The 21129-nt window shown below is 68.4% G+C and carries 18 protein-coding genes and 2 tRNA genes; 15 read left to right on the plus strand and 5 right to left on the minus strand.

Translation table 11 applies throughout. The annotated features are described in order from the left end of the window. The first annotated feature begins 23 nt into the window (after positions 1–23). From K3A85_RS14070 to K3A85_RS14080, 3 genes are all read left to right on the plus strand, one after another. Entirely contained in the window at positions 24–629 is a 606-nt protein-coding gene (locus tag K3A85_RS14070; RefSeq protein ID WP_225207142.1) for a 50S ribosomal protein L25/general stress protein Ctc, read from the plus strand. A 137-nt stretch (positions 630–766) separates the two neighbouring features. Then, positions 767–1336 (plus strand): aminoacyl-tRNA hydrolase, encoded by a 570-nt coding sequence (pth, locus tag K3A85_RS14075; protein ID WP_225207143.1) that lies wholly within the window; start codon positions 767–769, stop codon positions 1334–1336. A 182-nt stretch (positions 1337–1518) separates the two neighbouring features. Continuing rightward, entirely contained in the window at positions 1519–1923 is a 405-nt protein-coding gene (locus K3A85_RS14080) for a PEP-CTERM sorting domain-containing protein (RefSeq protein WP_225207144.1), read from the plus strand. A gap of 27 nt (positions 1924–1950) precedes the next feature. Here the strand turns inward: K3A85_RS14080 and K3A85_RS14085 are convergent, their stop codons facing one another. After that, the gene (locus tag K3A85_RS14085; protein ID WP_225207145.1) at positions 1951–3471 is read right to left on the minus strand and encodes a tetratricopeptide repeat protein; all 1521 of its coding nucleotides are present in this window, start codon (positions 3469–3471) and stop codon (positions 1951–1953) included. A gap of 246 nt (positions 3472–3717) precedes the next feature. On the opposite strand from K3A85_RS14085, the gene K3A85_RS14090 reads away from it, so the two are divergent. Continuing rightward, positions 3718–4419, plus strand: coding sequence for a cistern family PEP-CTERM protein (locus K3A85_RS14090; RefSeq protein ID WP_225207146.1), 702 nt, complete (start codon positions 3718–3720; stop codon positions 4417–4419). A 63-nt stretch (positions 4420–4482) separates the two neighbouring features. Here the strand turns inward: K3A85_RS14090 and K3A85_RS14095 are convergent, their stop codons facing one another. Then, positions 4483–6000 carry a tetratricopeptide repeat protein gene (locus K3A85_RS14095; RefSeq protein ID WP_225207147.1) on the minus strand — a complete coding sequence of 506 codons (1518 nt, stop codon included), beginning with the start codon at positions 5998–6000 and terminating at the stop codon, positions 4483–4485. Positions 6001–6162: 162 nt separating this feature from the next. Between K3A85_RS14095 and ychF the strand changes: the two genes are divergently transcribed. From ychF to K3A85_RS14110, 3 genes are all read left to right on the plus strand, one after another. Next, a complete protein-coding gene (gene ychF, locus K3A85_RS14100) occupies positions 6163–7263 on the plus strand; it encodes a redox-regulated ATPase YchF (protein WP_225207148.1) in 1101 nt (366 codons plus the stop codon). Between the two features lie 79 nt (positions 7264–7342). After that, positions 7343–8137 (plus strand): DUF1206 domain-containing protein, encoded by a 795-nt coding sequence (locus K3A85_RS14105; protein ID WP_225207149.1) that lies wholly within the window; start codon positions 7343–7345, stop codon positions 8135–8137. A gap of 39 nt (positions 8138–8176) precedes the next feature. Then, positions 8177–8635, plus strand: a complete 459-nt coding sequence (locus tag K3A85_RS14110) for a MaoC family dehydratase (protein WP_225207150.1) — start codon at positions 8177–8179, stop codon at positions 8633–8635. Positions 8636–8686: 51 nt separating this feature from the next. Here the strand turns inward: K3A85_RS14110 and K3A85_RS14115 are convergent, their stop codons facing one another. Further along, on the minus strand, positions 8687–9181 hold the full coding sequence (locus K3A85_RS14115; RefSeq protein WP_225207151.1) for a hypothetical protein: 495 nt from the start codon (positions 9179–9181) through the stop codon (positions 8687–8689). A 29-nt stretch (positions 9182–9210) separates the two neighbouring features. After that, a complete protein-coding gene (mutL, locus tag K3A85_RS14120) occupies positions 9211–11043 on the minus strand; it encodes a DNA mismatch repair endonuclease MutL (protein WP_225207152.1) in 1833 nt (610 codons plus the stop codon). Between the two features lie 194 nt (positions 11044–11237). Between mutL and K3A85_RS14125 the strand changes: the two genes are divergently transcribed. The 8 genes from K3A85_RS14125 to K3A85_RS14160 all read left to right on the plus strand — a co-directional run bounded on the left by K3A85_RS14125 (position 11238) and on the right by K3A85_RS14160 (position 17770). Next, positions 11238–12284, plus strand: a complete 1047-nt coding sequence (locus tag K3A85_RS14125) for a rod shape-determining protein (RefSeq protein WP_169493551.1) — start codon at positions 11238–11240, stop codon at positions 12282–12284. An 83-nt stretch (positions 12285–12367) separates the two neighbouring features. Then, a complete protein-coding gene (gene mreC, locus K3A85_RS14130) occupies positions 12368–13276 on the plus strand; it encodes a rod shape-determining protein MreC (protein WP_225207153.1) in 909 nt (302 codons plus the stop codon). Continuing rightward, a complete protein-coding gene (locus tag K3A85_RS14135) occupies positions 13273–13824 on the plus strand; it encodes a rod shape-determining protein MreD (protein ID WP_225207154.1) in 552 nt (183 codons plus the stop codon). Before mreC ends, K3A85_RS14135 begins: the two co-directional genes overlap by 4 nt. 23 nt (positions 13825–13847) lie before the next feature. Next, positions 13848–15917: a penicillin-binding protein 2 gene (gene mrdA, locus K3A85_RS14140; protein ID WP_225207370.1), complete on the plus strand. Its 2070-nt coding sequence runs from the start codon at positions 13848–13850 to the stop codon at positions 15915–15917. 4 nt (positions 15918–15921) lie between these two features. Further along, positions 15922–17037 carry a rod shape-determining protein RodA gene (gene rodA, locus K3A85_RS14145; RefSeq protein ID WP_225207155.1) on the plus strand — a complete coding sequence of 372 codons (1116 nt, stop codon included), beginning with the start codon at positions 15922–15924 and terminating at the stop codon, positions 17035–17037. Positions 17038–17138: 101 nt separating this feature from the next. Next, a tRNA-Lys gene (locus K3A85_RS14150) sits at positions 17139–17214 on the plus strand. A 40-nt stretch (positions 17215–17254) separates the two neighbouring features. Continuing rightward, a tRNA-Lys gene (locus K3A85_RS14155) sits at positions 17255–17330 on the plus strand. Between the two features lie 98 nt (positions 17331–17428). Next, positions 17429–17770: a putative quinol monooxygenase gene (locus K3A85_RS14160; RefSeq protein WP_225207156.1), complete on the plus strand. Its 342-nt coding sequence runs from the start codon at positions 17429–17431 to the stop codon at positions 17768–17770. 189 nt (positions 17771–17959) lie between these two features. Here K3A85_RS14160 and K3A85_RS14165 read toward each other — a convergent pair whose 3' ends face one another. Then, positions 17960–20962 (minus strand): TonB-dependent receptor, encoded by a 3003-nt coding sequence (locus tag K3A85_RS14165; RefSeq protein ID WP_225207157.1) that lies wholly within the window; start codon positions 20960–20962, stop codon positions 17960–17962. Positions 20963–21129: the final 167 nt, after the last annotated feature.

The raw sequence follows: 21129 nt of genomic DNA on the forward strand, positions 1-21129 counted from the left end.
AGCATTTTCGGAAGGTACAGTCCATGAGCGAGACGCTTACGCTGGCTGCCGAGACGCGCGATCGGGTTGGCAAGGGAGCCTCCCGTAGTCTGCGTCGCGAAGGCCGCATCCCCGCCGTGATCTATGGCGAAAAGCAGGAACCCATCGCGATCCACGTCGAAGAGAAGGCGCTGGTCAAGGCGCTGGGCACCGGCCACTTCTTCAACTCGATCGTCGAAGTGACCGTGGGCGGCGAAACCGTCCGCACGCTCCCCAAGGACGTTGCCTTCCACCCCGTGTCGGATCGCCCCGAGCACGTCGACTTCCTGCGCCTCGCCGCGGGCCACGCCGTGCACGTCAACGTGCCGGTGGTCTTCGCCAACGAAGACAAGTCGCCCGGCCTCAAGAAGGGCGGCGTGCTCAACGTGGTCCGTCACGAGCTCGAGCTGGTCTGCGCGCCCGACGCGATCCCCGACGACATCACCATCGACGTCTCGGGCTACGACGTGGGCGAATCGATCCACATCAGCGCGGTGACCCTGCCCGCCGGCGTGACGAGCGCGATCACCGACCGCGACTTCACCATCGCCACGCTGGTCGCCCCTTCGGCGCTCAAGAGCGAAGAAGGCGACACCACCAAGGAGGGCTGATCGCCTTTTTGGGTGGCCTTCCCCATGCGGAAGGACGCGAACGAACCGGAGAACCCCTCCCGCCTCGCGCCGGAGGGGTTCTTTTTTTGCGTGCCCGGCTCTGGCATGGGCGGGCGGCGTCAATTCGGGAATTGGTCATGCAGGTGTGGACAGGGCTCGGCAATCCGGGGCCGCAATATGCGCTCAACCGCCACAACGTCGGCTTCATGGCGCTCGACACCATCGCCGAAGTCCATGGCTTCGGCCCGGTGCAGAAGAAGTTCCAGGGCTGGGTCCAGGAAGGGCGGATCGGCACGCAGAAGGTGCTGCTGCTCAAGCCGGCGACGTTCATGAACGAGAGCGGCCGCGCGGTGGGCGAGGCATTGCGCTTCTACAAGCTCGGGACCGAGGCGCTGACCGTGTTCCACGACGAGCTCGATCTCGCCCCGTTCAAGGTCAAGGTGAAGCAGGGTGGCGGCACCGCCGGGCACAATGGCCTGCGCTCGATCGACCAGCACCTCGGCGCCGACTTCCGCCGGGTGCGCATCGGCATCGGCCATCCCGGGCACAAGGACCGCGTGACCGGCCACGTGCTCGGCAACTACGCCAAGGCCGAGCAGGACGACCTTGCCGCGATGCTCGGCGCGATCGCGGCCGAGGCGGAGTGGCTGGCGAAGGGCGACGACACCCGCTTCATGAACGACGTGGCGCTGCGCCAGCAGGACTGACCATCGCGCCGTAACGGCTTGTGAACAGCCTATTAAAAGTCCGATCCGGATGGTCGGTCCAATTTACAACCGTTTTGGCCGGTGACGTCGGTTAACCAGCGTGAAGCCCGGATTTCCGCGTTTGGCACCGGTTTTGCAAAGTTCGGGATTAACCGAACACGACCAAATACAGGGGATCTACCGTGAAGCGTTCGCTCGTCATCGCCACCGCCCTCCTCGGCTCGCTCGCCAGCTCGGCCCCGGCCCACGCGACCTGGTGGCACGTCCACTACTGCAACTGCGGCGATTCCACCGGCTCGTCGATGTGCCCCGGTTCGAGCAGCAGCTCGTCGACCACCACCTCGACCACCTCGGGCGGCACGACGACGACGTCGGGCGGTACGACCTCGACCACTTCGGGCGGCACCACCACCACGTCGGGCGGCACCACCTCGACCACCTCGGGCGGCACCACCACCAGCACCTCGGGCGGCAGCACCACCTCGGGCGGCGTCAACCCGCCGACCGCGGTGCCCGAGCCGGGCATGCTCGGCCTGATGGCGATGGGCCTCTTCGGCCTCGGCATGGCGCGCCGCCGCCGCCGCTGATTTCCCGAAAGGACGGCGCGGGGGGCTTCAGCCTGCCGCGCCGCTCCGCACCAGATCGGCCCGGAACAGGCGATTGGCGGGGTCCGCCTCGCTCGCCTGTTTCAACAGCCGCACCATCGCCTCGCGGTCGCGTCCCGCTTCCAGCCGGACCAGCCCCGCGAGATGAATCATATCGGGGTTGTGAGGCGCCAGCGCCAGCGCGCGATCGGCATGGGCGATCGCCTCGTCGGCGCGCCCGGCCTTGCTGCAGGCGAAGGCGAGCAGCTTGAGCGCCTCGGCGTCGCTGTCGTACCCGCCGATCCGCTGCACGGCCGCGATCGCGCCCGCCCAGTCCTGCCGCGCCAGCGCCGCGCTCGCCGCGCCCAGCGCCTGCTGGTCCGCCTTGTAGGCAGGAGACGCCAGCCGCGCCGCATACGACCCCGCCGCCGGATCGTTCGCCGCCCGGGCGGCGCGGACCGCGAGGTCGAGCTCGCGCGGGCCCGCGGTGACCGCATCGGCCAGCGGGCGGATCGTGCGCAATGCGCCCGCGCCGTCGCCCGTCGCCAGCTGCGCCTCGCCCAGCATGATCCGCGCATAGGGGTTCTGCGGCGAGAGCAGCAACGCCTTGGCGAACATCGCGCGCGCCTGCTCGGGATGGTTCAGCGCCAGCAGCGCCTCGGCATATTTGAGGCCGTTGGGCGAGCGCGGATCGAGATCGGATTCGACCGGCGCGAGCGTGCTGCGCACCTTCTCCCACTCGCCCCTTTCCGCAGCCACCTGGACGCCGAGCTCGACGACGCGCGCATCGTTGGGCGCGATCGCCGCGGCGCGCGCGACGAGCGCCGCCGCCTCGTCGACCTTTCCGCCGATGTCCGCGATGGCGGCGCGCGCCAGCAGCGGCTCGATCCGCCGCGGATGCGCGGCGATGGCCGCGTCGTAGATCGTCGCGGCCTCGTCGCGCCGCCCCTGCCGCTGCGCGAGTTCGCCGGCGACAAGCTGGGTATCGAGCGCATCGCGCGACAGGCGCTGCATCACCGCCAGCGTCGCCGCCGCGCCGGTCCAGTCCTGCGCTTCGAGCTGGGTGCGGGCATAATCGCGCGCGAGCAGCAGGTCGGGCTCGCCGGCCATGCCTTCGCGGAAGGCCTGGCTGGCGCCGGCGTAGTCCTTGAGCGCGAGCAGCGCGGCGGCGCGGATGCGCCATCCGCCGGCGCTGCGGTCGTCGCCGATCCAGTCGAGCGCCTGCCGCGCCTGCCCGCGCAGCAGCGCCGCCTCGGCCTTCCAGCGCGTCAGTTCGGGGCCACCCTGCCCGGCATCGACCAGCCGCTGCAGCGTCGCCTGCGCGCCGTCGCCGTCGCCGAGACGGAGCTGGCTTTCGATCAGCACCACCAGCATCGCGCGATCGGCGCCGTCGCGGTCGAGCGCGGCAAGCGCCTCGATCCGCGCGCCGGCATAGTCATCGGCAGCGAAGGCGGCGCGGGCGCGGGCGGCGTGCTCGGCCGCGCCCTCGCCGCAGGCGGCGAGCACGAGGACGAGCGGTGCGAGCACAAGAGCGTAGCGGAAGAAGCGCATGGGTTCGACGATCTGCCAACGAGGCCTGAAGTTTCGGTGAACTGCGGGCGGAAGTCCCGCCATGGCATCACCAAGCGGCGCGCACTGCAAGCCTGGCCGCGCGAACTTGTGCCAATGCGATACGTTACGTGTCGCAGAAGTTTACAAACCTCTGAACGTTAACCACCCTGATTGGCTCGAATCCGGGATTGGCACGCGGTTTGCGTCTTGGTCGGGGACTTGATCTTAACCATTGGAACCCGCTCCATGCGCCTCAACCGCTCGATTGCCAGCCTCGCTGCGATTGCCAGCTTCGCCTTCGCCGGCACTGCGCTCGCCGATTCGATGACGTTCGGCGCGGGCGACATCAACAAGTCGGTGACGCTGACCTACAACGGCTACAGCGGCAACGGCGGCGCGACCATCGGCGGGCTGACCGGCTCAACCACGTTCACCCTGACGGGCGTTTCGGGCAACACGTACAACTTCAACTATTCGGTGACCAACACCAGCGCGACGCCGGTGACCGAATCGCGCATCTCGAGCTTCGCGTTCAACACCGATCCGACGATCGCCAGCGCGACCTCGACCGGCGCGTTCTCGCAGACCACGCTCAACTCGAACTATCCCAACGGCATCGGCACCGTCGACGTCTGCTTCAAGGACGCGACCACCGGTTCGTGCGCGGGCGGCGGCGGCGGCGGTCTGACCCTGGGCCAGACCGGGACCGGCGCGTTCTCGCTGTCGTTCTCCTCGCCCGCGACGGCCGTGACGCTGAGCGACTTCTTCGTGCGCTACCAGTCGATCGCGGGCATTCCCGGAATCAGCTCGGCGAGCGGCGCGGGCACGATCAGCTCGCCCTCGGGCAGCGGCACCAAGGTGCCGGAGCCGGGCATGCTCGGCCTGTTCGGGCTCGGCCTCGCCGGCCTCGCGCTGGCCCGTCGTCGCCAGGTGCTGCGCCGCGCCTGACCGCTTCCCGCGCGAACGGAAACACGAAGGAGCCGGCCCGCAGGGTCGGCTCTTTTCGTTGGCTCACCCCTTGCGCGCTTCGGCGTAGTGGCGCTGGATCGTCGGGTTCTGCGGCGCCCTGCCCGCCGCATCGCGCAGCAGCCGCACGCCGCGCGCGCGGTCCTTGCCCTGTTGCACCAGCAGCCAGCCGAGCGTGTCCATCACCGAGGGATTGTCACCGGCTTCACGGAGCGCGCGTTCGCCGTAGCCGACCGCCTTGTCGAAATTGCCGAGCTGGCCTTCGGCCCAGGCGATGTTGTTCAGCACCATCGCGTTGCGCCCGTCGGTCGCGGCAAGGATGCGCTCGTAGGCGTCGACCGCGCCCGCCCAGTTGCCCTGGCGCATGGCGAGATCGCCATTGGCAAGCAGCGCGCCCATCGCGCGCGGGCTGGGAAAGCGGGCGCGCGCGTCGAACGAGGCGATGTCGACGTCGCCCGCCGCCTGCGCGGCCTTGGCCAGCAGGCGCAAGTCCTCGGGCAGCGCGGTGCGGCTGGTGGCGAAGGGGCGCAGGGTATCGACTGCCGCGGCATTGTCGCCGCCCGCCATCTGCGCCTTCGCCAGTTCGCGCCGCACGACGAGGTTTTCGGGATGGCGCAGCAGCAGCGGGGCGAGCCGCGCGCGCGCCTGCTCGGGCTGCCCGAGCGCGACGAGCGCCTGGGCATAGAGCACGCTCGCATCGTCGCGCCCGGACAGCTTGCCCTCGCCCGCCTGGAGCAGGTCGCGGACCTTCTGCCACTGCCCGCGCGCCGCAGCGAGCCGGGCGGAAAGGTAGGTCACGTCGGCATCGCTGCCGACGCCCTTGAGCGCGCCGATCGCCTGCTCGAGCTGGTCGAGCCGGCCGAGGTCGCCGAGCACGCCGGCGCGCCCGACCAGCGCCGGCAGGTTGCCGGGATAGGCGCGCGCCGCCTTGTCGTAGGAGGCGAGCGCCCGTGCAAGGTCGCCCTCGGCCGTCGACACCTTGCCGTCCGCCAGCATCGCGTCGAGATTGCCGCCATCGGCCTTGAGCGCCTTGTCGACGAGCACGCGCGCCTCGATCCGGTCGCCTTCGCCGAGGCGGTAGCGCGCGGCGGCGGCGAGCAGGCGCGGATCGTCCGGGTGGGCCAGCACGCCTGCGGTGAATTCGCGCGCCGCGGCCGCATTGTCGCCCTTTCCAAGCAGCGCGAGCGCGCGCAGCCGCCGGCCCGTGGCCGAGTGGTCGTCACCCAGCGCCGCCAGCGCATCGGCGGGCTTTTCGCGCAGCAGCGCGGCTTCGGCAACGAGCAGGCGGAAATCGGCGGGGCGGCGCGCGGCGGGCAGCTTGTCGAGGCTGGCGCCGGCGGCCACGCCATCGCCCATCGCCAGCGCGTTGCGGGCATGCAGCTCGAGCACCCGGGGATCGTCGGGCATCGCGGCGAGCGCGGCGGCGAGGTCGCCCTGCGCGGCGACGTAGTCGTGCCGGGCGAACTCCTCACCCGCGCGCGCGAAGCGCCGTGCGGGATCTTCGCCGCACCCCCCGATCGCCCCTGCGAGCGCGAGCGGCAGGAGCAGGTTAACGCGCTTCATCCGGTTGATTCCCACCATTTCGGACCGTCCCTGCCGCAAAGGTATAAACGTCTTGTGAATGTTGCCAATGTCCCCGCATGACCGGTTGCAGGGCCCCGCGCGCCGTTGCGCAATCGCGCCCTGCCGCCTAAGGGCCTCGGGCAAAGCAGGAGTGAGCAGGACATGGGTTTTCGTTGCGGAATCGTCGGGCTGCCGAACGTGGGCAAGTCGACGCTGTTCAACGCGCTGACCGAGACGCAGGCGGCGCAGGCGGCGAACTATCCGTTCTGCACGATCGAGCCGAACGTCGGCAATGTCGGCGTGCCCGATCAGCGGCTCGACAAGCTGGCGGCGATCGCCGGCAGCCAGAAGATCATCCCGACGCAGCTCGGCTTCGTCGACATCGCCGGACTGGTGCGCGGCGCCTCGAAGGGTGAAGGCCTCGGCAACCAGTTCCTCGGCAACATCCGCGAGGTCGACGCCATCGTCCACGTGCTGCGCTGCTTCGAGAACGACGACATCCAGCACGTCGACAACAAGGTCGATCCCATCTCCGACGCCGACACGGTCGAGACCGAGCTGATGCTGGCCGACCTCGAAAGCCTGGAAAAGCGCGTTCCGGCGGCACAGAAGAAGGCCGCGGCGGGCGACAAGGAATCGAAGATCGTCGCCTCGGTGCTGGGCCAGGCGCTGGCGCTGCTGCGCGAAGGCAAGCCCGCGCGCCTGACCGTGCCCAAGGACGACGAGGAGGCGCGAGTCTTCGCGCAGGCGCAGTTGCTGACCTCGAAGCCGGTGCTCTACGTCTGCAACGTCGAGGAAGAGAGCGCGGCCGAGGGCAACGCCTTTTCCGCGCGCGTGTTCGAGAAGGCCAAGGCCGAAGGCGCCAATGCCGTGATCGTCTCGGCCGCGATCGAGGCCGAGCTGGTCGGCATGGACGCCGAGGAGCGCAGCGTGTTCCTCGAGGAAATGGGCCTGCACGAAACCGGACTCGCCCGCGTGATCCGCTCGGGATACGACCTGCTGCACCTGATCACCTTCTTCACCGTCGGCCCCAAGGAAGCGCGCGCCTGGACCGTGCACAAGGGCGCCAAGGCGCCCGAGGCTGCGGGCGAGATCCATTCCGACATGCAGCGTGGCTTCATCCGCGCCGAGACCATCGCCTACGACGACTACGTCGCGCTCGGCGGTGAGACGGCGGCCAAGGATGCGGGCAAGCTGCGCCAGGAAGGCAAGGAATATGTGGTGCAGGACGGCGACGTGATGCACTTCAAGTTCAACGTCTGAGGCTGGCGCCGCGCGCTGCGGGAGCCATTCCGGCCGCGCGCCGTTCCCCCTTGCGAAACAAGGGGATGCCATGGCGAAGATGACGAGAGCCGATGTGCTGGCGAAAGCCGGCTATGCTGCGCGCGGGGTGGTCTACGGTCTGCTCGGCTGGCTCGCGCTGGGCACGCGCGGCAAGGCCGACGAAGGCCAGAACGCGGTGTTCGACATGGTGCAGGACATGCCGGGCGGCGGGGTGGTGCTGACGCTGCTGGTGATCGGTCTCGTCGCCTATGGCGTCTACAAGCTCGCCAGCGCCGCGGTCGATCTGGAACGGCATGGCCAGGACGCAAAGGGGCTCGCCGTGCGCGCGGGCGCGGGGTTCGGTGCGCTCGCCTATCTCGCGATGGCCTGGGCCGCGGCCAAGTTCGCGCTGGGCTATCGCCACTATGCCAGCGAGGGCGCGCACGGCGGGGCGGACATGGCGGGCGGCGTGCTCGGCTGGCCGCTCGGCTGGGTGCTGGTCGGCCTTGCCGGAGCCGCCTTTCTCGCCGCCGCGGTGTTCCAGGCGATCGGCGCGGCGACAGGCAAGTTCATGAAACGCATGGCCCCGGACGCGCCGCGCGCGACCGAGGCGCTCGGCCGCGCAGGGCTGGCGGCGCGCGCGGTGGTCTTCGCGCTGGTCGGCTGGTCGCTGCTGCGATCGGCCTGGTTGGTGCGCCATGCCGAAGTGCGCGATCTCGGCGGCGTGCTGGCCCACTTGCGCGGGCACGAGACGGTCTACCTCGCGGTTGCGGCGGGCCTGCTGCTGTTCGGCTTGTTCAGCCTGATCTGCGCGAAGTATCGCGTGGTCCCGGCCATCGACGTCGTCCACGCGACGCGCCGCCGGTTTAATTGATCGGTTGACGCAGGGCGAGCCCGGCGGCAGCGTGTCGCCATGCAGTATTACGAAGACATCGTTCCGGGCAGCAGCGACCGCTTCGGCGCCTACCACGTCACCCGCGAGGAAGTGATCGACTTCGCCTCGAAGTACGATCCGCAGCCCTTCCACCTCGACGACGAGGCGGCCAAGGCGACCTATTTCGGGCGGCTTTCGGCCAGCGGCTGGCATACCTGCGCGATGACCATGGCGATGCTGGTCGAGCAGCTCAAGACCCACGAGCAGGCCGGGCTCGGCTCGCCCGGCGTCGACGAACTGCGCTGGATCAAGCCGGTCTATCCCGGCGACACGCTCACCTGCGAACGGCTGACGATCGACAAGAAGCGCAGCCGGTCGCGGCCCGAGATGGGCAGCTTCCGCAACGAGATCACCGTGCGCAACCAGCACGGCGAGGTGGTGATGACGATGAAGTCGACCGGCTTCATCCGCACGCGCGATCCCGGCGGGACGGACTGAGGACCGTTCGCGCCGGCTTGCCCTGATTGCATTACCCCAGACCGGCCTGCCCTACATGGGCTTGCACTGCGCGGTGCCGTTGCTGTCGTAGACCACCTGGTCGTGCGGGTCGGTGATCGTCAGGTGCGCTTCGAACATCTCGACCACGCCGTTGACCGAGTGCTTGCCTTGCGCAACCCGCGCGAGGCTGAGCGCGAATTCGGTGCCGGTGTAGTGCGACCACGCCCCTTGCGGCAGCTGCGTGCTGCCCTTGTCGGCGGCGAGCGTGACGATCTTGCCGTCTAGCTTGATCGCGGCATGCTCGCCCTGCGCCAGCGCGGTCGCACCCATGCCGCCGCCGTCGGCGACGAAGTTGCAGCCCGACGCGATCAGGCCGTTGTCCTTGATGTCGAAGTAGCCGATCGGCTGCGGGTCGAGCGCGCGCGCCGGGGGCTTCGCCTTCTGCGCCGCTTCGACCTGCGCGATCGCTGCCGCATCGCTCTGCTGCGGCGCGTTCGAGCACGCGGCCAGGGCAAGCGGTGCAAGCGGTGCGAGCAGGCGGCGCATGGTGTGGTCCTCTCTTTCTAGCCGGGCCGTCACTTGCGCCCGAACAGTTTTTCGATGTCGCCATGGGCGAGCTTGACCCAGGTCGGCCGGCCGTGGTTGCATTGGCCCGAGCGCGGGGTCGCTTCCATTTCGCGCAGCAGCGCGTTCATCTCGGCGACCGACAGCTGCCGGCCTGCGCGGACCGAGCCGTGGCAGGCCATCGTCGCGAGCACGAGGTCGAGCTTTTCTTCGAGCAGCAGCGCCTCGCCGTGCTTGGCGAGATCGTCGGCCACGTCGTTGACGAGCGCGGCGGGATCCCCCTTGGCGAGCGCGGCGGGGACCGCGCGGACGAGCACCGCGGCAGGACCGAAGCGCTCGAGCAGCAGGCCGAACCTTGCAAGGCGCGGCGCAGCGTCCTCGAGCCGGTCGGCGGCGAGCTCCTCGACCTCGACCACTTCGGGGATCAGCAGCGCCTGGCTCGGCGCCTCCCCTGCCCCCATCCCGGCGGCGCGGAGGCGTTCGAGCACGAGGCGCTCGTGCGCGGCGTGCTGGTCGACGAGGACGAGGCCGTCGGCGGCTTCGGCGACGATGTAGGTGTTGGCGACCTGCCCGCGCGCGACGCCGAGCGGATGCTCGACCGGTTCGGGCGCAGGCGCGGCGGCCTCCTCGGCGCGCGCAACCGGCGGGGCCATGACCGATGCCTCGTAGCCGCGCCAGGCCTGGCCGGCTTCGGACAGGCGCGGCTGGGCGAAGATGCTGCCCTGGACGGACGCGGGCGTGGGCGTGAGCGGAGCGAAAGCCGGCGCCCCCAGCGGTTCGCTGCGCCACGCGGCCATCGCCGACGCGTCGGGCGCCTGCGCGCTACGCTTGTCGCCGGCGGCGAGCGCGTGCCGCAGCCCCGAGACAATCAGCCCGCGCACGAGCTGGGCATCGCGGAAGCGCACTTCGGTCTTGGCCGGGTGGACGTTGACGTCGACTTCGCTGGGCGGAACGTCGAGGAACAGCGCCAGCACCGCGTGACGGTCGCGCGCCAGCATGTCGGCATAGGCGCCGCGCACCGCGCCGACCATCAGCTTGTCCTTCACCGGGCGGCCGTTGACGAACAGGTACTGGTGGTCGGCCATGCCGCGGTTGTAGGTCGGCAGGCCAGCGACGCCGCGCAAGGCATATTCGCCGCGTTCGAGATCGACCGCGACCGCGTTGTCCTTCAGTTCGCGCGCGACGAGCAGCGCGACGCGCGCCTCGAGGCTGTCGCCCGGCTGGACCTGCAGCGCGCGCCTGCCGTCGTGTTCGAGCGTGAAGCCGATGTCGGGCCGCGCCATCGCGAGCCGGCGCACGACATCGAGGCTCGCCGCCCATTCGCTGCGGGGCGAGCGCAGGAACTTGCGACGCGCCGGGATCTTGCCGAACAGATCCTCGACCCGCACGCGCGTGCCCGGCGGCAGCGCGGCAGGGCCTTCGGAAACGAGCGCGCCGTGATCGACCACGCGCTTCCACGCCTCGCCGGTCTCGCGGCTGCGGCTTTCGATGGTTACGCGCGCGACCGAGGCAATCGAAGGCAGCGCCTCCCCCCGGAAGCCGAGCGTCGCGACCATCTCGATCGCTTCATCCGGCAGCTTGCTGGTGGCATGGCGTTCGAGCGCGAGCGCGATCTCGTCGGCGCGCATGCCGCAGCCGTCGTCGGTCACCTCGATCAGGGCGAGGCCGCCTTCGGACAGGCGCACCGTGATCGTGCTGGCGCCCGCGTCGATCGCGTTCTCGACCAGTTCCTTGAGCGCGGAGGCCGGGCGCTCCACCACTTCGCCCGCGGCGATGCGGTTGACCAGCGTCTCGGGCAGGCGGCGGATCGTGCGCGGCGCGGAAGGGGAACTGGGCAGGGTCATGGCGTCGAGCAAACCTAGCGACGAGGCCGCCGGATTTCGAGACAAGCGGTGGCACTTATCCCCTTGCACCTCGCACAAAATATTGGGTTTTGCGCGGGGCTTGCGCTAATGAGCCGCCTTCGCTGGACGCTCACTCCTGGAGGGGGAGGCGCAATGCTTCTGCGCCAACCTCCTGATTCTCGACGGATTCCCTGATGGCTTCGATGTTTTCCCGATTCTTCAAATTCGGTTCCCAGAACATTGCGATTGACCTCGGTACGGCCAATACGCTGGTCTACGTGCAGGATCGCGGCATTGTGCTGAACGAACCCTCGGTCGTTGCCATCGAGACGCTCAACGGCATCAAGAAGGTCAAGGCGGTCGGCGACGACGCCAAGATGATGATGGGCAAGACCCCCGACAACATCGAGGCGATCCGCCCCTTGCGCGACGGCGTGATCGCCGACATCGAAGTCGCCGAGGCGATGATCAAGCACTTCATCCAGAAGGTGCACGGCAAGAAGAGCCTGCTGCGCTATCCCGAAATCGTGATCTGCGTGCCTTCGGGTTCGACCTCGGTCGAACGCCGCGCGATCCGCGATGCCGCGAGCAACGCCGGCGCCAGCCAGGTCTACCTGATCCTCGAACCGATGGCCGCGGCGATCGGCGCCGACATGCCGGTGACCGAGCCGGTCGGCTCGATGGTCGTCGACATCGGCGGCGGCACCACCGAAGTCGCCGTGCTGTCCTTGCGCGGCCTTGCCTACACCACCAGCGTGCGCGTCGGCGGCGACAAGATGGACGAGGCGATCGTCTCCTACGTCCGCCGCCACCACAACCTGCTGATCGGTGAAGCGACCGCCGAGCGGATCAAGAAGGACTACGGCATCGCCACCGTGCCGGCCGACGGCATCGGCGAGACGATCCACATCAAGGGCCGCGACCTCGTCAATGGCGTGCCCAAGGAAATCACCATCACCCAGGCCAACGTCGCCGAGGCGCTGTCCGAGCCGATCGGCGCGATCGTCGAGGGCGTGCGCATTGCGCTCGAAAACACCGCGCCCGAACTCGCCGCCGACATCGTCGACCAGGGCATCGTGCTGACCGGCGGCGGCGCGCTGATCCGCGGGCTCGACGAGCACTTGCGCGAGGAGACCGGCCTGCCCGTCTCGGTCGCGGAGGACCCGCTCTCGTGCGTCGCTCTCGGCACTGGCCGGGCGATGGAGGATCCGATCTATCGCGGCGTGCTGATGACCGCGTAAACCGCCGGTTCAGCCGCCTCGATGCGATGCGTCGAGGGAGAGACGTCCGCTCCGTTCGGGCGCGGTGACGAAGGGGTTAGAACATGGCGCGGTCGCAGGACAGGCGCCCGGGCTTTTCGCGCAGGGCGCAAGTCGGGATCTTCACCGGCTACGTGGTCGCCGTGGCCGGCGTGCTGCTGGGCGCGGTGCTGCTCGTCGTCTCGCTGCTCAATCCGGGCGCCTTCGCCTTCGCGCGCGCCGGCGCTGCCGAAGTCGCCCGCCCGCTGGGCGCGGCGGGAGCGGAGAGCCGGGTGGCGAGCCAGGGCGTGTTCGCCGCGATCGGCGCCTACCTCAACGCCGGGCGGCAGAACGCCGAGCTGAGCCGCGAAGTCGCCGCCGCGCGCGCCAATGCCGTGGCGATGCGCGCGATCGAGAGCGAGAATCGCCGGCTGAAGGCCCTGCTCGGGATTGCCGAGGCCGCCCCTCGCCCGGTCGCGGCGGCGCGGCTGATCGGCTCGACCTCGGCCAGCTCGCGCCGTTTCGCGGTGCTCTCGGTGGGCAGCCGCCAAGGACTGGTCAAGGGCCAGCCGGTGCGCAGCGGCGGCGGCCTGATCGGGCGCGTGGTCGAGATCGGGCCCGACACCGCGCGCGTGCTGCTCGTCACCGACCCCGACAACGTCGTGCCGGTGCGCCGCGCCAGCGATGGCCTGCCCGGCTTCGTCCAGGGCGGCGCCAACGGCCGGATCGAGATCCGCCTGATCAATTCGGGCATCAATCCGCTGCACAAGGGCGATGTCTTCGTGACCTCGGGCTCGGGCGGGATCTATCCCCCGGGCATTCCCGTCGCCGTCGCCACCCAGCCGCATCGCGACGGCGCGACCGGGCACCTCGCCAGCGATCCCGCCGACGCCGACTACGTACTGGTCCTGCCGATCTACCAGCCCGCCGCCGTCGCCACGCTGGAGGCGACGCAGAAGGCCGCGCCGCCGCCGCCCGAGGACGACACGCCATGAGCGGAACGCGCCTTGCGAGCGGTTCGACCCGCGTGCGCAGCCCGATCAACCGCGCGCCCTCGCCGCTGCTGGCGGTGGGCTTGCCATGGGTCTCGATCATGCTGGCGGCGATGGCCAGCTTCTCGCCGATCATCGCCTCGGCGCCGGTGCTGCCGCCGCTGTCGTTCATGGTGCTGCTCGCCTGGCGCATGCTGCGCCCGACGCTGCTGCCGATCTGGGCCGGGCTGCCGCTCGGCGCCTGGGACGATCTCTACAGCGGCCAGCCGTTCGGCAGCGGGATCGTGCTGTTTTCGGGCGCGATGCTGGCGATGGAGGCGATAGACGCGCGCTTCCTGTGGCGCGGCTTTGCCCAGGACTGGCTGGCGGGCGCGGCGCTGCTGGCGGCCTACCTGCTGCTCGCCGCGGCCTTCGCGGGGCTGGCCGCAGGCTATCCGCTGCCGATGACGATCGGGCCGCAGCTGCTGCTCGCGGTCGTGCTGTTCCCGCCAGTGACCCGCCTCGTCGCGATGCTCGACCGGGTGCGGCTGCTCCCGCTCAGGAGGATCTGAGCGCGGTGAAGCAGAAGCTGCCGATGACCTCGGCGATCCTCACCAACAAGTTCGAGCGCCGCACCTTCGTGCTCGGCACCGCGCAAGCCGCGGTCGGCGTGCTGCTGGCGACGCGGCTCGGCTACCTTGCGGTGGCGGAGAACGCGAAGTACCGCGCCGCGTCCGAAAGCAACCGCGTCAACCTCACGCTGATCCCGCCGCGGCGCGGCTGGGTGATCGACCGGCGCGGTGCGGCGCTCGCCGCCAATCGCGCCGACTTCCGCGTCGACCTCATCCCCGACCGCGTGGTCGATCCCGACGCCACGCTCGCGACGCTGGGTCCCCTGCTCGGCCTCAGCGCCGACAAGGTGAGCGACATCAAGACCCGGCTCGACAAAGCGCGCGGCTTCCAGCCGGTGGAAGTCGCCTCGAACCTCGACTGGGACAAGTTCGCCGCGGTATCGGTGCGCCTGCCCGAACTGCCCGGCGTGATCCCGCAGCGCGGATATTCGCGGTTCTATCCGACCGGGCCGTCGGTGGGCCACCTCGTCGGCTACGTCGGCCCGGCCTCCGCCGAGGACTACGAGCGCGAACGCAACCCGCTGCTGATCACGCCCGGGTTCAAGATCGGCAAGGACGGCCTCGAAAAGCACTTCGAGGAGCGCCTGCGCGGCGTGCCCGGCGCGCGCCGGGTCGAGGCGACCGCGAGCGGCCGGGTGGTGCGCGACCTCGGCACGCGCGAGGACGTGCCGGGCAAGCCGATCCAGCTGACCATCCGCGCGGGCCTACAGGACTATGCCGCGCGGCGCATCGGGCTCGAAAGCGGCTCGGTGGTGGTCATGGACTGCGCCACCGGCGACGTGCTGGCGATGGTCTCGATGCCGAGCTTCGATCCCAATTCGTTCAGCGACGGCATCGGCCGCATCGAATGGAAGATGCTGTCCGAGGACGACCACGTGCCCTTGCGCAACAAGGTGCTGCGCGGGCTCTATCCGCCCGGCTCGACGGTGAAGCCGATGGTGGCGCTCTCGTTCCTCGAAGCCGGGCTCGATCCGCACGCGAGCGTCGGCTGCGCCGGCGGCCTGCGCGTCGGCAACCGCGTGTTCCATTGCTGGAACCACCGCGGCCACGGCGCCGTCGACATGGCCAAGGGCATCTACCAGTCGTGCGACGTCTACTTTTACCACTTCGCGCAACAGATCGGCATGGACACGATCGCGAAGATGGCGCGCCGCCTCGGCCTCGGTCAGGAATTCGAGATGCCCTACCCCGGGCAATCCTACGGCACGGTCCCCGACCCTGCGTGGAAGCTGCGCAAGTACAAGAAGGAGTGGGCGATCTACGACACCGTCAATGCAACGATCGGCCAGGGCTACATGCTGGTCAATCCGCTGCAGCAGGCGGTGATGGCCTCGCGCCTCGCCTCGGGGCTCGAATTGAAGCCGCGGCTGCTGCTCGACCGGCACGCCCCTGCGCCTGCCTCGATGGGCTTCCGCCAGGAGCATCTCGACCTGATCCACTCGGCGATGAACGAGGTGGTCAACGGCCGCGGCACGGCGGGCCACGCGCGGCTGCCGCTGCCCGACGTGCAGATGGCGGGCAAGACCGGCACCGCGCAGGTCGTCGGGCTGAACATCGGCAACGGCAAGGGCGGCCAGTGGAAGCACCGCGACCACGGCCACTTCATCTGCTTCGCGCCGTTCGACCGCCCGCGCTTCGCCTGCGCGGTGGTGATCGAGCACGGCGGCGGCAGTCCCTCGGCCTATCCCATCGCGCGCGACGTGATGACCTACCTGTTCAACCCGGCCAAGGCGATGGAAGCGCTCGAGGAATACGAGAAGCAGTGGGGCGGCGACGTGCGCACGCGGATGCGCGCCAAGTACGACGCCTATGCCGCCCGCTTCGGCGCGACCGCACCGGCCGCGCCCGACGAGGACCAGGCCGCGCAGGAAGTCGCTGCAGAAAACAAGCCCGCGCCCGAACCGACCGCGGCGCAGACCGATGCGGCCAACCCCGCGCCCGAGCCCGAGCCGGCGCCGATCGTGCTGCCCTCGCCCTCGCCCGCGCCCGCGCCCGTGCCCTCGCCCGCGCCATCGCCCACGCCGGGGACCTGAGCCGATGCAGCGCGCCTACATCCCGCAGATCATCGCGCGCCAACCCTGGCGGGTGATCCTGCCGCTCCTGGCGCTGGTCGTGTTCGGCAGCCTGGTGCTCTATTCCGCCGCGGGCGGCAACATCCGGCCCTGGGCCGGAATGCACGTCGCCCGCTTCTTCGTGTTCCTCGTCATGGCCGCGGCGATCGCGCGGGTGCCGCAGGACTGGTTCAAGCGCGCGGCGCTGCCGATCTACCTCGTCCTGTGCGTGCTGCTCGTCCTCGTCGAACTGATCGGCGGCATCGGCGGCGGCAGCCAGCGCTGGCTGAACCTGGGCTTCATGACGCTCCAGCCATCCGAACTGATGAAGCCGGGGATCGTGCTGGTGCTCGCCTGGTTCTACAGCGTGCTGCCGGTGGGCGAAGTGGGCGGCTGGCGCGCGATCGCGCCCGCGGTGCTGCTGCTCGGCTTCCCGGCGGGACTCGTCATGCTCCAGCCCGACCTCGGCACGGGTCTTGCCATCAGCTTCGGCGCGGTGGTGATGATGTTCCTTGCGGGGCTCCCCCTGCGCCTGTTCATCGGCGGGGCGCTGGCCGGAGCGATCGTCGCGCCGGTCGCCTTCTTCACCCTGCTGCACGACTACCAGCGCAAGCGCGTGCTGGTGTTCCTCGATCCCGAAAGCGACCCGCTGGGTTCGGGCTACCACATCACCCAGTCGAAGATCGCGATCGGCTCGGGCGGCCTGTTCGGCAAGGGCTTCGGCCACGGCTCGCAGAGCCACCTCGACTACCTGCCCGAAGCGCACACCGACTTCGTCTTCGCGACGATGAGCGAGGAATGGGGCATGGCGGGCGGCCTGTTCGTGCTGGCGGTGTTCTTCCTCGTGTTCCGCTGGGGGCTGAAGGTCGCGACCAACGCGCCCGACCGCTTCTCGCGCCTGCTGGCAGCCGGCATGACCACGACGATCTTCTTCTACATGTGCATCAACCTGATGATGGTCATGGGCCTTGCCCCGGTGGTCGGGATCCCGCTGCCGTTCATGAGCCACGGCGGCTCGTCGATGATGACCAACATGATCTGCATCGGCACGATCATGGCAGTCGACCGCTGGTCGCGGCGCACCGGAACGGGATTGCTGTAGGAACTTTGCAATTTCCCTCTTGGCAGGCGCGCCAGAATCGTTATGGGGGCGGCTCCCCGGCGCAACCAACGCCGAGACGGGATTTCCCGGTACGGGATAATGGACGCATAGCTCAGTTGGTAGAGCAGCTGACTCTTAATCAGCGGGTCCTAGGTTCGAGCCCTAGTGCGTCCACCATCCTGTCCCTGCCGCATGGCAGCCATCCCGAACGGGATACGGACGCATAGCTCAGTTGGTAGAGCAGCTGACTCTTAATCAGCGGGTCCTAGGTTCGAGCCCTAGTGCGTCCACCACCCTTCCCCAGCCCTGACGAAAAGATGCGGTTCGCTCCGTCGCATCGAGGTCTATCGCCGTGGCCCGGCACAGCGCCGCAGCGAGAGGATCCAAGGCCATGGAACGTATAACCCTTTGGGGCTGGATCGACTTCGAGGGGAAGGACGCTGCCGTGATCGTGCGAGGCGCGACGCACCTGATCGCCCCGACCTATACCGAAAAAGGCTGCGTTCACTACGTCTGGACGGCAGACCCGGTGCAAACCCATCGCGTATGGGTGTTCGAGGAATGGGAGCGCGTCGAAGATCTGCAGGCGCATCTCGACGGGGCGCTCTACCGGGACATGGCCGGTTACCTCGCCGATGCCGGCATGACCGGGGCCGAGGTCAACAAGTACCGCGTCGACCTCAAGCAGCCGGTGTATGACGGATCGGGACTGCCCCAAGCCGCTTTTACCTGAAAGCGGATCGGGGCTGCCTTGAGAGCCCGGGAAGGCGGCGACACCGCCCTTGCGATATCTGAAACCGCCATCCCGAAGGCAGTCGGCCATGCCGCTCCAGCACGCACATAAAAGCGCCGGAGGTTGCCCCCCGGCGCCAGTTGATCCGGTCCCGTGGCTGGACCGGCCCCTGTTATCTTCAGGACACGCTCAGAAGCGGAAGCCCGCGGCGACGCCGTAGCGACGCGGTTCTAGCGTGAAGACGTTGGTGAACAGGCCCGACGACTGGTCGGTCACGTAGAGACCGGTGATCGAGTTGTTGTCGGTGATGTTCTGGATGAAGCCGCGGATGAACCACTTCTTGTCCGGCCCGTCGAGCTGGACCTGGGCGTTCACCTGGGTGAAGGCCGGGACCTTGTTGACGTTGCCGTTGAAGATGTTGCCGTAGGATTCACCGGTGAAGGCAAGGTCCGCACGCGGCGTCAGGGTCAGGTCGCCGATGTGGAAATCGTACTGCGCGCCCACCGAGAACTTGATCGTCGGCGCACCCGGCAGCTTGTTGCCGCGGATGTTCTTCGGGATACCCGAGGCATAGTCGTAGGTATCGCCGTCGATCACCGCCGAGGTGTTGATGCCGCCGAAGGCCGCGCCAAGCGACGGAGCCAGAGCATTGACCACGCCGCAGACGCTGTAGGCGCCGGTCGACTTGATCCCGCTGTTGCTCGGGAACTCGGTCGTGCCCTGGAGGCCAGCACCCGCGCCGAGACCCGGGATCGCACCTGCATTGATCAGCGTGTTGACCTGGTTCACATAGGCATTGACGAGGGCCTTGCTGCCGGTGGCCGACGTCACCGCGCAGTTTGCACCGTTGGTGATGTCCTTGATGATCACCGCATCTTCACGGCCCGCCCCGAAGTCACGCGAGTCCGCAATCCACTTGTCCTGCGAGACCTTGGTGTTGAGGTAGCTGAAGTTGGCGTTGATCGTCATCTCGCGAACCGGGCGGAAGATCGCTTCGGCTTCGAGACCCCAGATGTTGGCGTTGACGTTGTCGTTGACCGAGGTGCGTGCGACGATGCGCGAGAGCTGCAGCGACTTGTACTGGTAGTAGAAGCCGGTGAGGTTAAGCTGCAGCGCGCCGTTGGCGAAGGTGTTCTTCGAACCGATTTCGAACGCGTTGACGAATTCGGGGTTGAACGTCTCGGGCACGGTGTAGATCGGCGACAGCGGCGGGTTGATGCCGCCAGACTTGTAGCCGCGCGAGTACGACAGGTAGATCAGGTTGTCCGGCGTCACCTGGAAGTCGAGCACCGCACGACCGGTGAACTCGCCGAACTTGACCTGGCGCTGCTGCCAGGGCTGGTTGCCGGCGCGGCCCGGGTCAGCGTCGAACTCGCCGTAGTTGGGCGAATCCTCGATATTCGCGGCAGTGAACGGCACGAGGAACGAGGCGAGCGTGGTGCGCGCGACGTTGACCTTCTTGTCGTTGTTGTAGCGAAGGCCGAGGGTCAGCTTCACCTTGTCGTTGAACTTGTAGTAGGCTTCGCCGAACAGACCGTAGGTGGTGATCCGCAGGTCGGTCGAGTCCGAATGGAAGTACGGAGAGCCGTTGTACGAAGGCGCGACGTTGTTGTCGGGATTGGTGTCGACGTTGCGGCCGATCGAGGTGAAGGCGCCCAGCACGCCGGTCAGATAGTCGAGGTTGAACCCGTCGACCCAGTAGCTGCCGTCGGTCAGGTGCGCCTTGGAATAGATGCCGCCGAGCAGGAAGTTGAACGGACCGTCGAAGTCCGAGGTCAGCACCGCTTCAGCCGACCAGCCCGACGTCCGCAGGGTCGAACGGTCGAAGTCCTGCGGCGTGTCCGAGCATACCGCGTGGCCGCCATAAACGCCGGTTCCGGTGCGTTCGGCAGCCGAGGTGCAGAGCTTGCCGCTCGGGCCATCGGGGATCAGCGCGTCGGCGACGGGCTTGAGGAAGGGCACGAAGAAAGCGCCCCGGGCGCCATCGGCGTAGGCCTGAAGCTCGGTCAGGCCCGGCGCGAACAGGTTACGATTGACCACCGACAGGTTGTAGTCCTGCTGCGAATCGTTGGTGACCTTGGTGTACTGGCCGGTCACGCGCAGGTTCAGCTTGTCGCCGATCTTCTGGTTGAGGCGGCCCTGGATGATGATTTCGTCCGCCTTGTAGGTCGGGTTGAAATCGGTGTTGATGACACGCGGATCCTTGGGGTTCTGGTTGTTGGCATAGACGTCGGGTCCGTAGACGTCGCCCAGCGCCAATGCGGTCGGCAGGCCGAGCATCGCGAAAGCCTGCTTCGAGACCAGCGTGTTGCCGAACTGCGAGTTGGCATTGGTGATGCCGTAGCCGTAGCTGGTGTTGAGGCAGCCCAGCACGCCGGTCGGGTCGCGGTCGCACAGCTGCTTCTGGATGCGCAGGCGATGATCGTTTTCATGGAAGTACTGGCCGACGATGTCGATCGTCGTGCTCGGGGTGGGCTCCCAGGTGACCGAGCCGCGCAGGCCGTACATGTCGCGGTCGTCGACGCGGCTGTTGTCGAACAGGTTCTTCGTATAGCCGTCGCGGTTCAGGTAGAAGCCGGCGAGACGAACGCCGAAAGTGTCGCTGAGCGGCACGTTGAGCGCGCCCTTGACCTTGATCGAATTGTAGTTGCCGTATTCGGCTTCACCGTTGGCACCGAACTTGTTGAGATCGGGCTTGGCGGTGCGGAAGTTGACCACGCCCGAGGTCGCGTTGCGGCCGAACAGGGTGCCCTGGGGACCACGCAGCACTTCGATCTGGGCGAGGTCGTAGAACTCGCCTTCGAACAGGCGGGTCGACCCGCCGAGCGGCGCGTCGTTGAGGTGGATGGCGGTCGCGCTGTCGCAGGTGACGCCGACGCAAAGGTCGCCGATGCCGCGAATGGTGAACGAGGCCGACGAGAAGTTGGTCTTGGTGAAGGTGACGTTCGGCAGGGTCAGCTGCAGGTCGCTGGTGTTCTTGATCTGCTGCTTCTCGATGCTTTCGGCGGTGAAGGCGCTGACCGCGATTGGCACGTCCTGGAGGCGCTGCGACTGGCGCTGCGCGGTGACGATGATTTCCTCGATTCCCGATCCCGAGTCTGCCTGGGCCGATTGGGGCGCCGACTGGGCGAACGACGGAGTGGTAACGGCTGCGGCGCACACGCCCGCAAGCAGGGTAATCTTGCCCCTCATCTTTCTGACCTCTCTCTCCAGCGGAGCCCGTCTTTTGCGCGGGTCTCCTGCAACAAAGACATATTGAGACGGCCAACTTGTCAACCGGATAATTAACACGAAGCCGTTCCGTAACCCGAAGATCTTTTCGGAAACCATCACCGTGGCGGGAACGACACGTTCGGAGC

The organism is Novosphingobium huizhouense (assembly GCF_020179475.1).
Lineage (GTDB): Bacteria > Pseudomonadota > Alphaproteobacteria > Sphingomonadales > Sphingomonadaceae > Novosphingobium > Novosphingobium huizhouense.

What these genes read in the sequence shown, in the direction of transcription:
- K3A85_RS14090 (WP_225207146.1), top strand. Translation starts at nt 3,718, where the DNA reads ATGCGCCTCAACCGCTCGATTGCCAGCCTCGCTGCGATTGCCAGCTTC.
- rodA (WP_225207155.1), top strand. Translation starts at nt 15,922, where the DNA reads ATGCAGCGCGCCTACATCCCGCAGATCATCGCGCGCCAACCCTGGCGG.
- K3A85_RS14125 (WP_169493551.1), top strand. Translation starts at nt 11,238, where the DNA reads ATGGCTTCGATGTTTTCCCGATTCTTCAAATTCGGTTCCCAGAACATT.
- K3A85_RS14115 (WP_225207151.1), bottom strand. Translation starts at nt 9,181, where the DNA reads ATGCGCCGCCTGCTCGCACCGCTTGCACCGCTTGCCCTGGCCGCGTGC.
- mreC (WP_225207153.1), top strand. Translation starts at nt 12,368, where the DNA reads ATGGCGCGGTCGCAGGACAGGCGCCCGGGCTTTTCGCGCAGGGCGCAA.
- K3A85_RS14070 (WP_225207142.1), top strand. Translation starts at nt 24, where the DNA reads ATGAGCGAGACGCTTACGCTGGCTGCCGAGACGCGCGATCGGGTTGGC.
- mutL (WP_225207152.1), bottom strand. Translation starts at nt 11,043, where the DNA reads ATGACCCTGCCCAGTTCCCCTTCCGCGCCGCGCACGATCCGCCGCCTG.
- K3A85_RS14110 (WP_225207150.1), top strand. Translation starts at nt 8,177, where the DNA reads ATGCAGTATTACGAAGACATCGTTCCGGGCAGCAGCGACCGCTTCGGC.
- pth (WP_225207143.1), top strand. Translation starts at nt 767, where the DNA reads ATGCAGGTGTGGACAGGGCTCGGCAATCCGGGGCCGCAATATGCGCTC.
- ychF (WP_225207148.1), top strand. Translation starts at nt 6,163, where the DNA reads ATGGGTTTTCGTTGCGGAATCGTCGGGCTGCCGAACGTGGGCAAGTCG.
- K3A85_RS14165 (WP_225207157.1), bottom strand. Translation starts at nt 20,962, where the DNA reads ATGAGGGGCAAGATTACCCTGCTTGCGGGCGTGTGCGCCGCAGCCGTT.
- K3A85_RS14095 (WP_225207147.1), bottom strand. Translation starts at nt 6,000, where the DNA reads ATGAAGCGCGTTAACCTGCTCCTGCCGCTCGCGCTCGCAGGGGCGATC.
- K3A85_RS14085 (WP_225207145.1), bottom strand. Translation starts at nt 3,471, where the DNA reads ATGCGCTTCTTCCGCTACGCTCTTGTGCTCGCACCGCTCGTCCTCGTG.
- K3A85_RS14160 (WP_225207156.1), top strand. Translation starts at nt 17,429, where the DNA reads ATGGAACGTATAACCCTTTGGGGCTGGATCGACTTCGAGGGGAAGGAC.
- K3A85_RS14135 (WP_225207154.1), top strand. Translation starts at nt 13,273, where the DNA reads ATGAGCGGAACGCGCCTTGCGAGCGGTTCGACCCGCGTGCGCAGCCCG.
- mrdA (WP_225207370.1), top strand. Translation starts at nt 13,848, where the DNA reads ATGACCTCGGCGATCCTCACCAACAAGTTCGAGCGCCGCACCTTCGTG.
- K3A85_RS14105 (WP_225207149.1), top strand. Translation starts at nt 7,343, where the DNA reads ATGACGAGAGCCGATGTGCTGGCGAAAGCCGGCTATGCTGCGCGCGGG.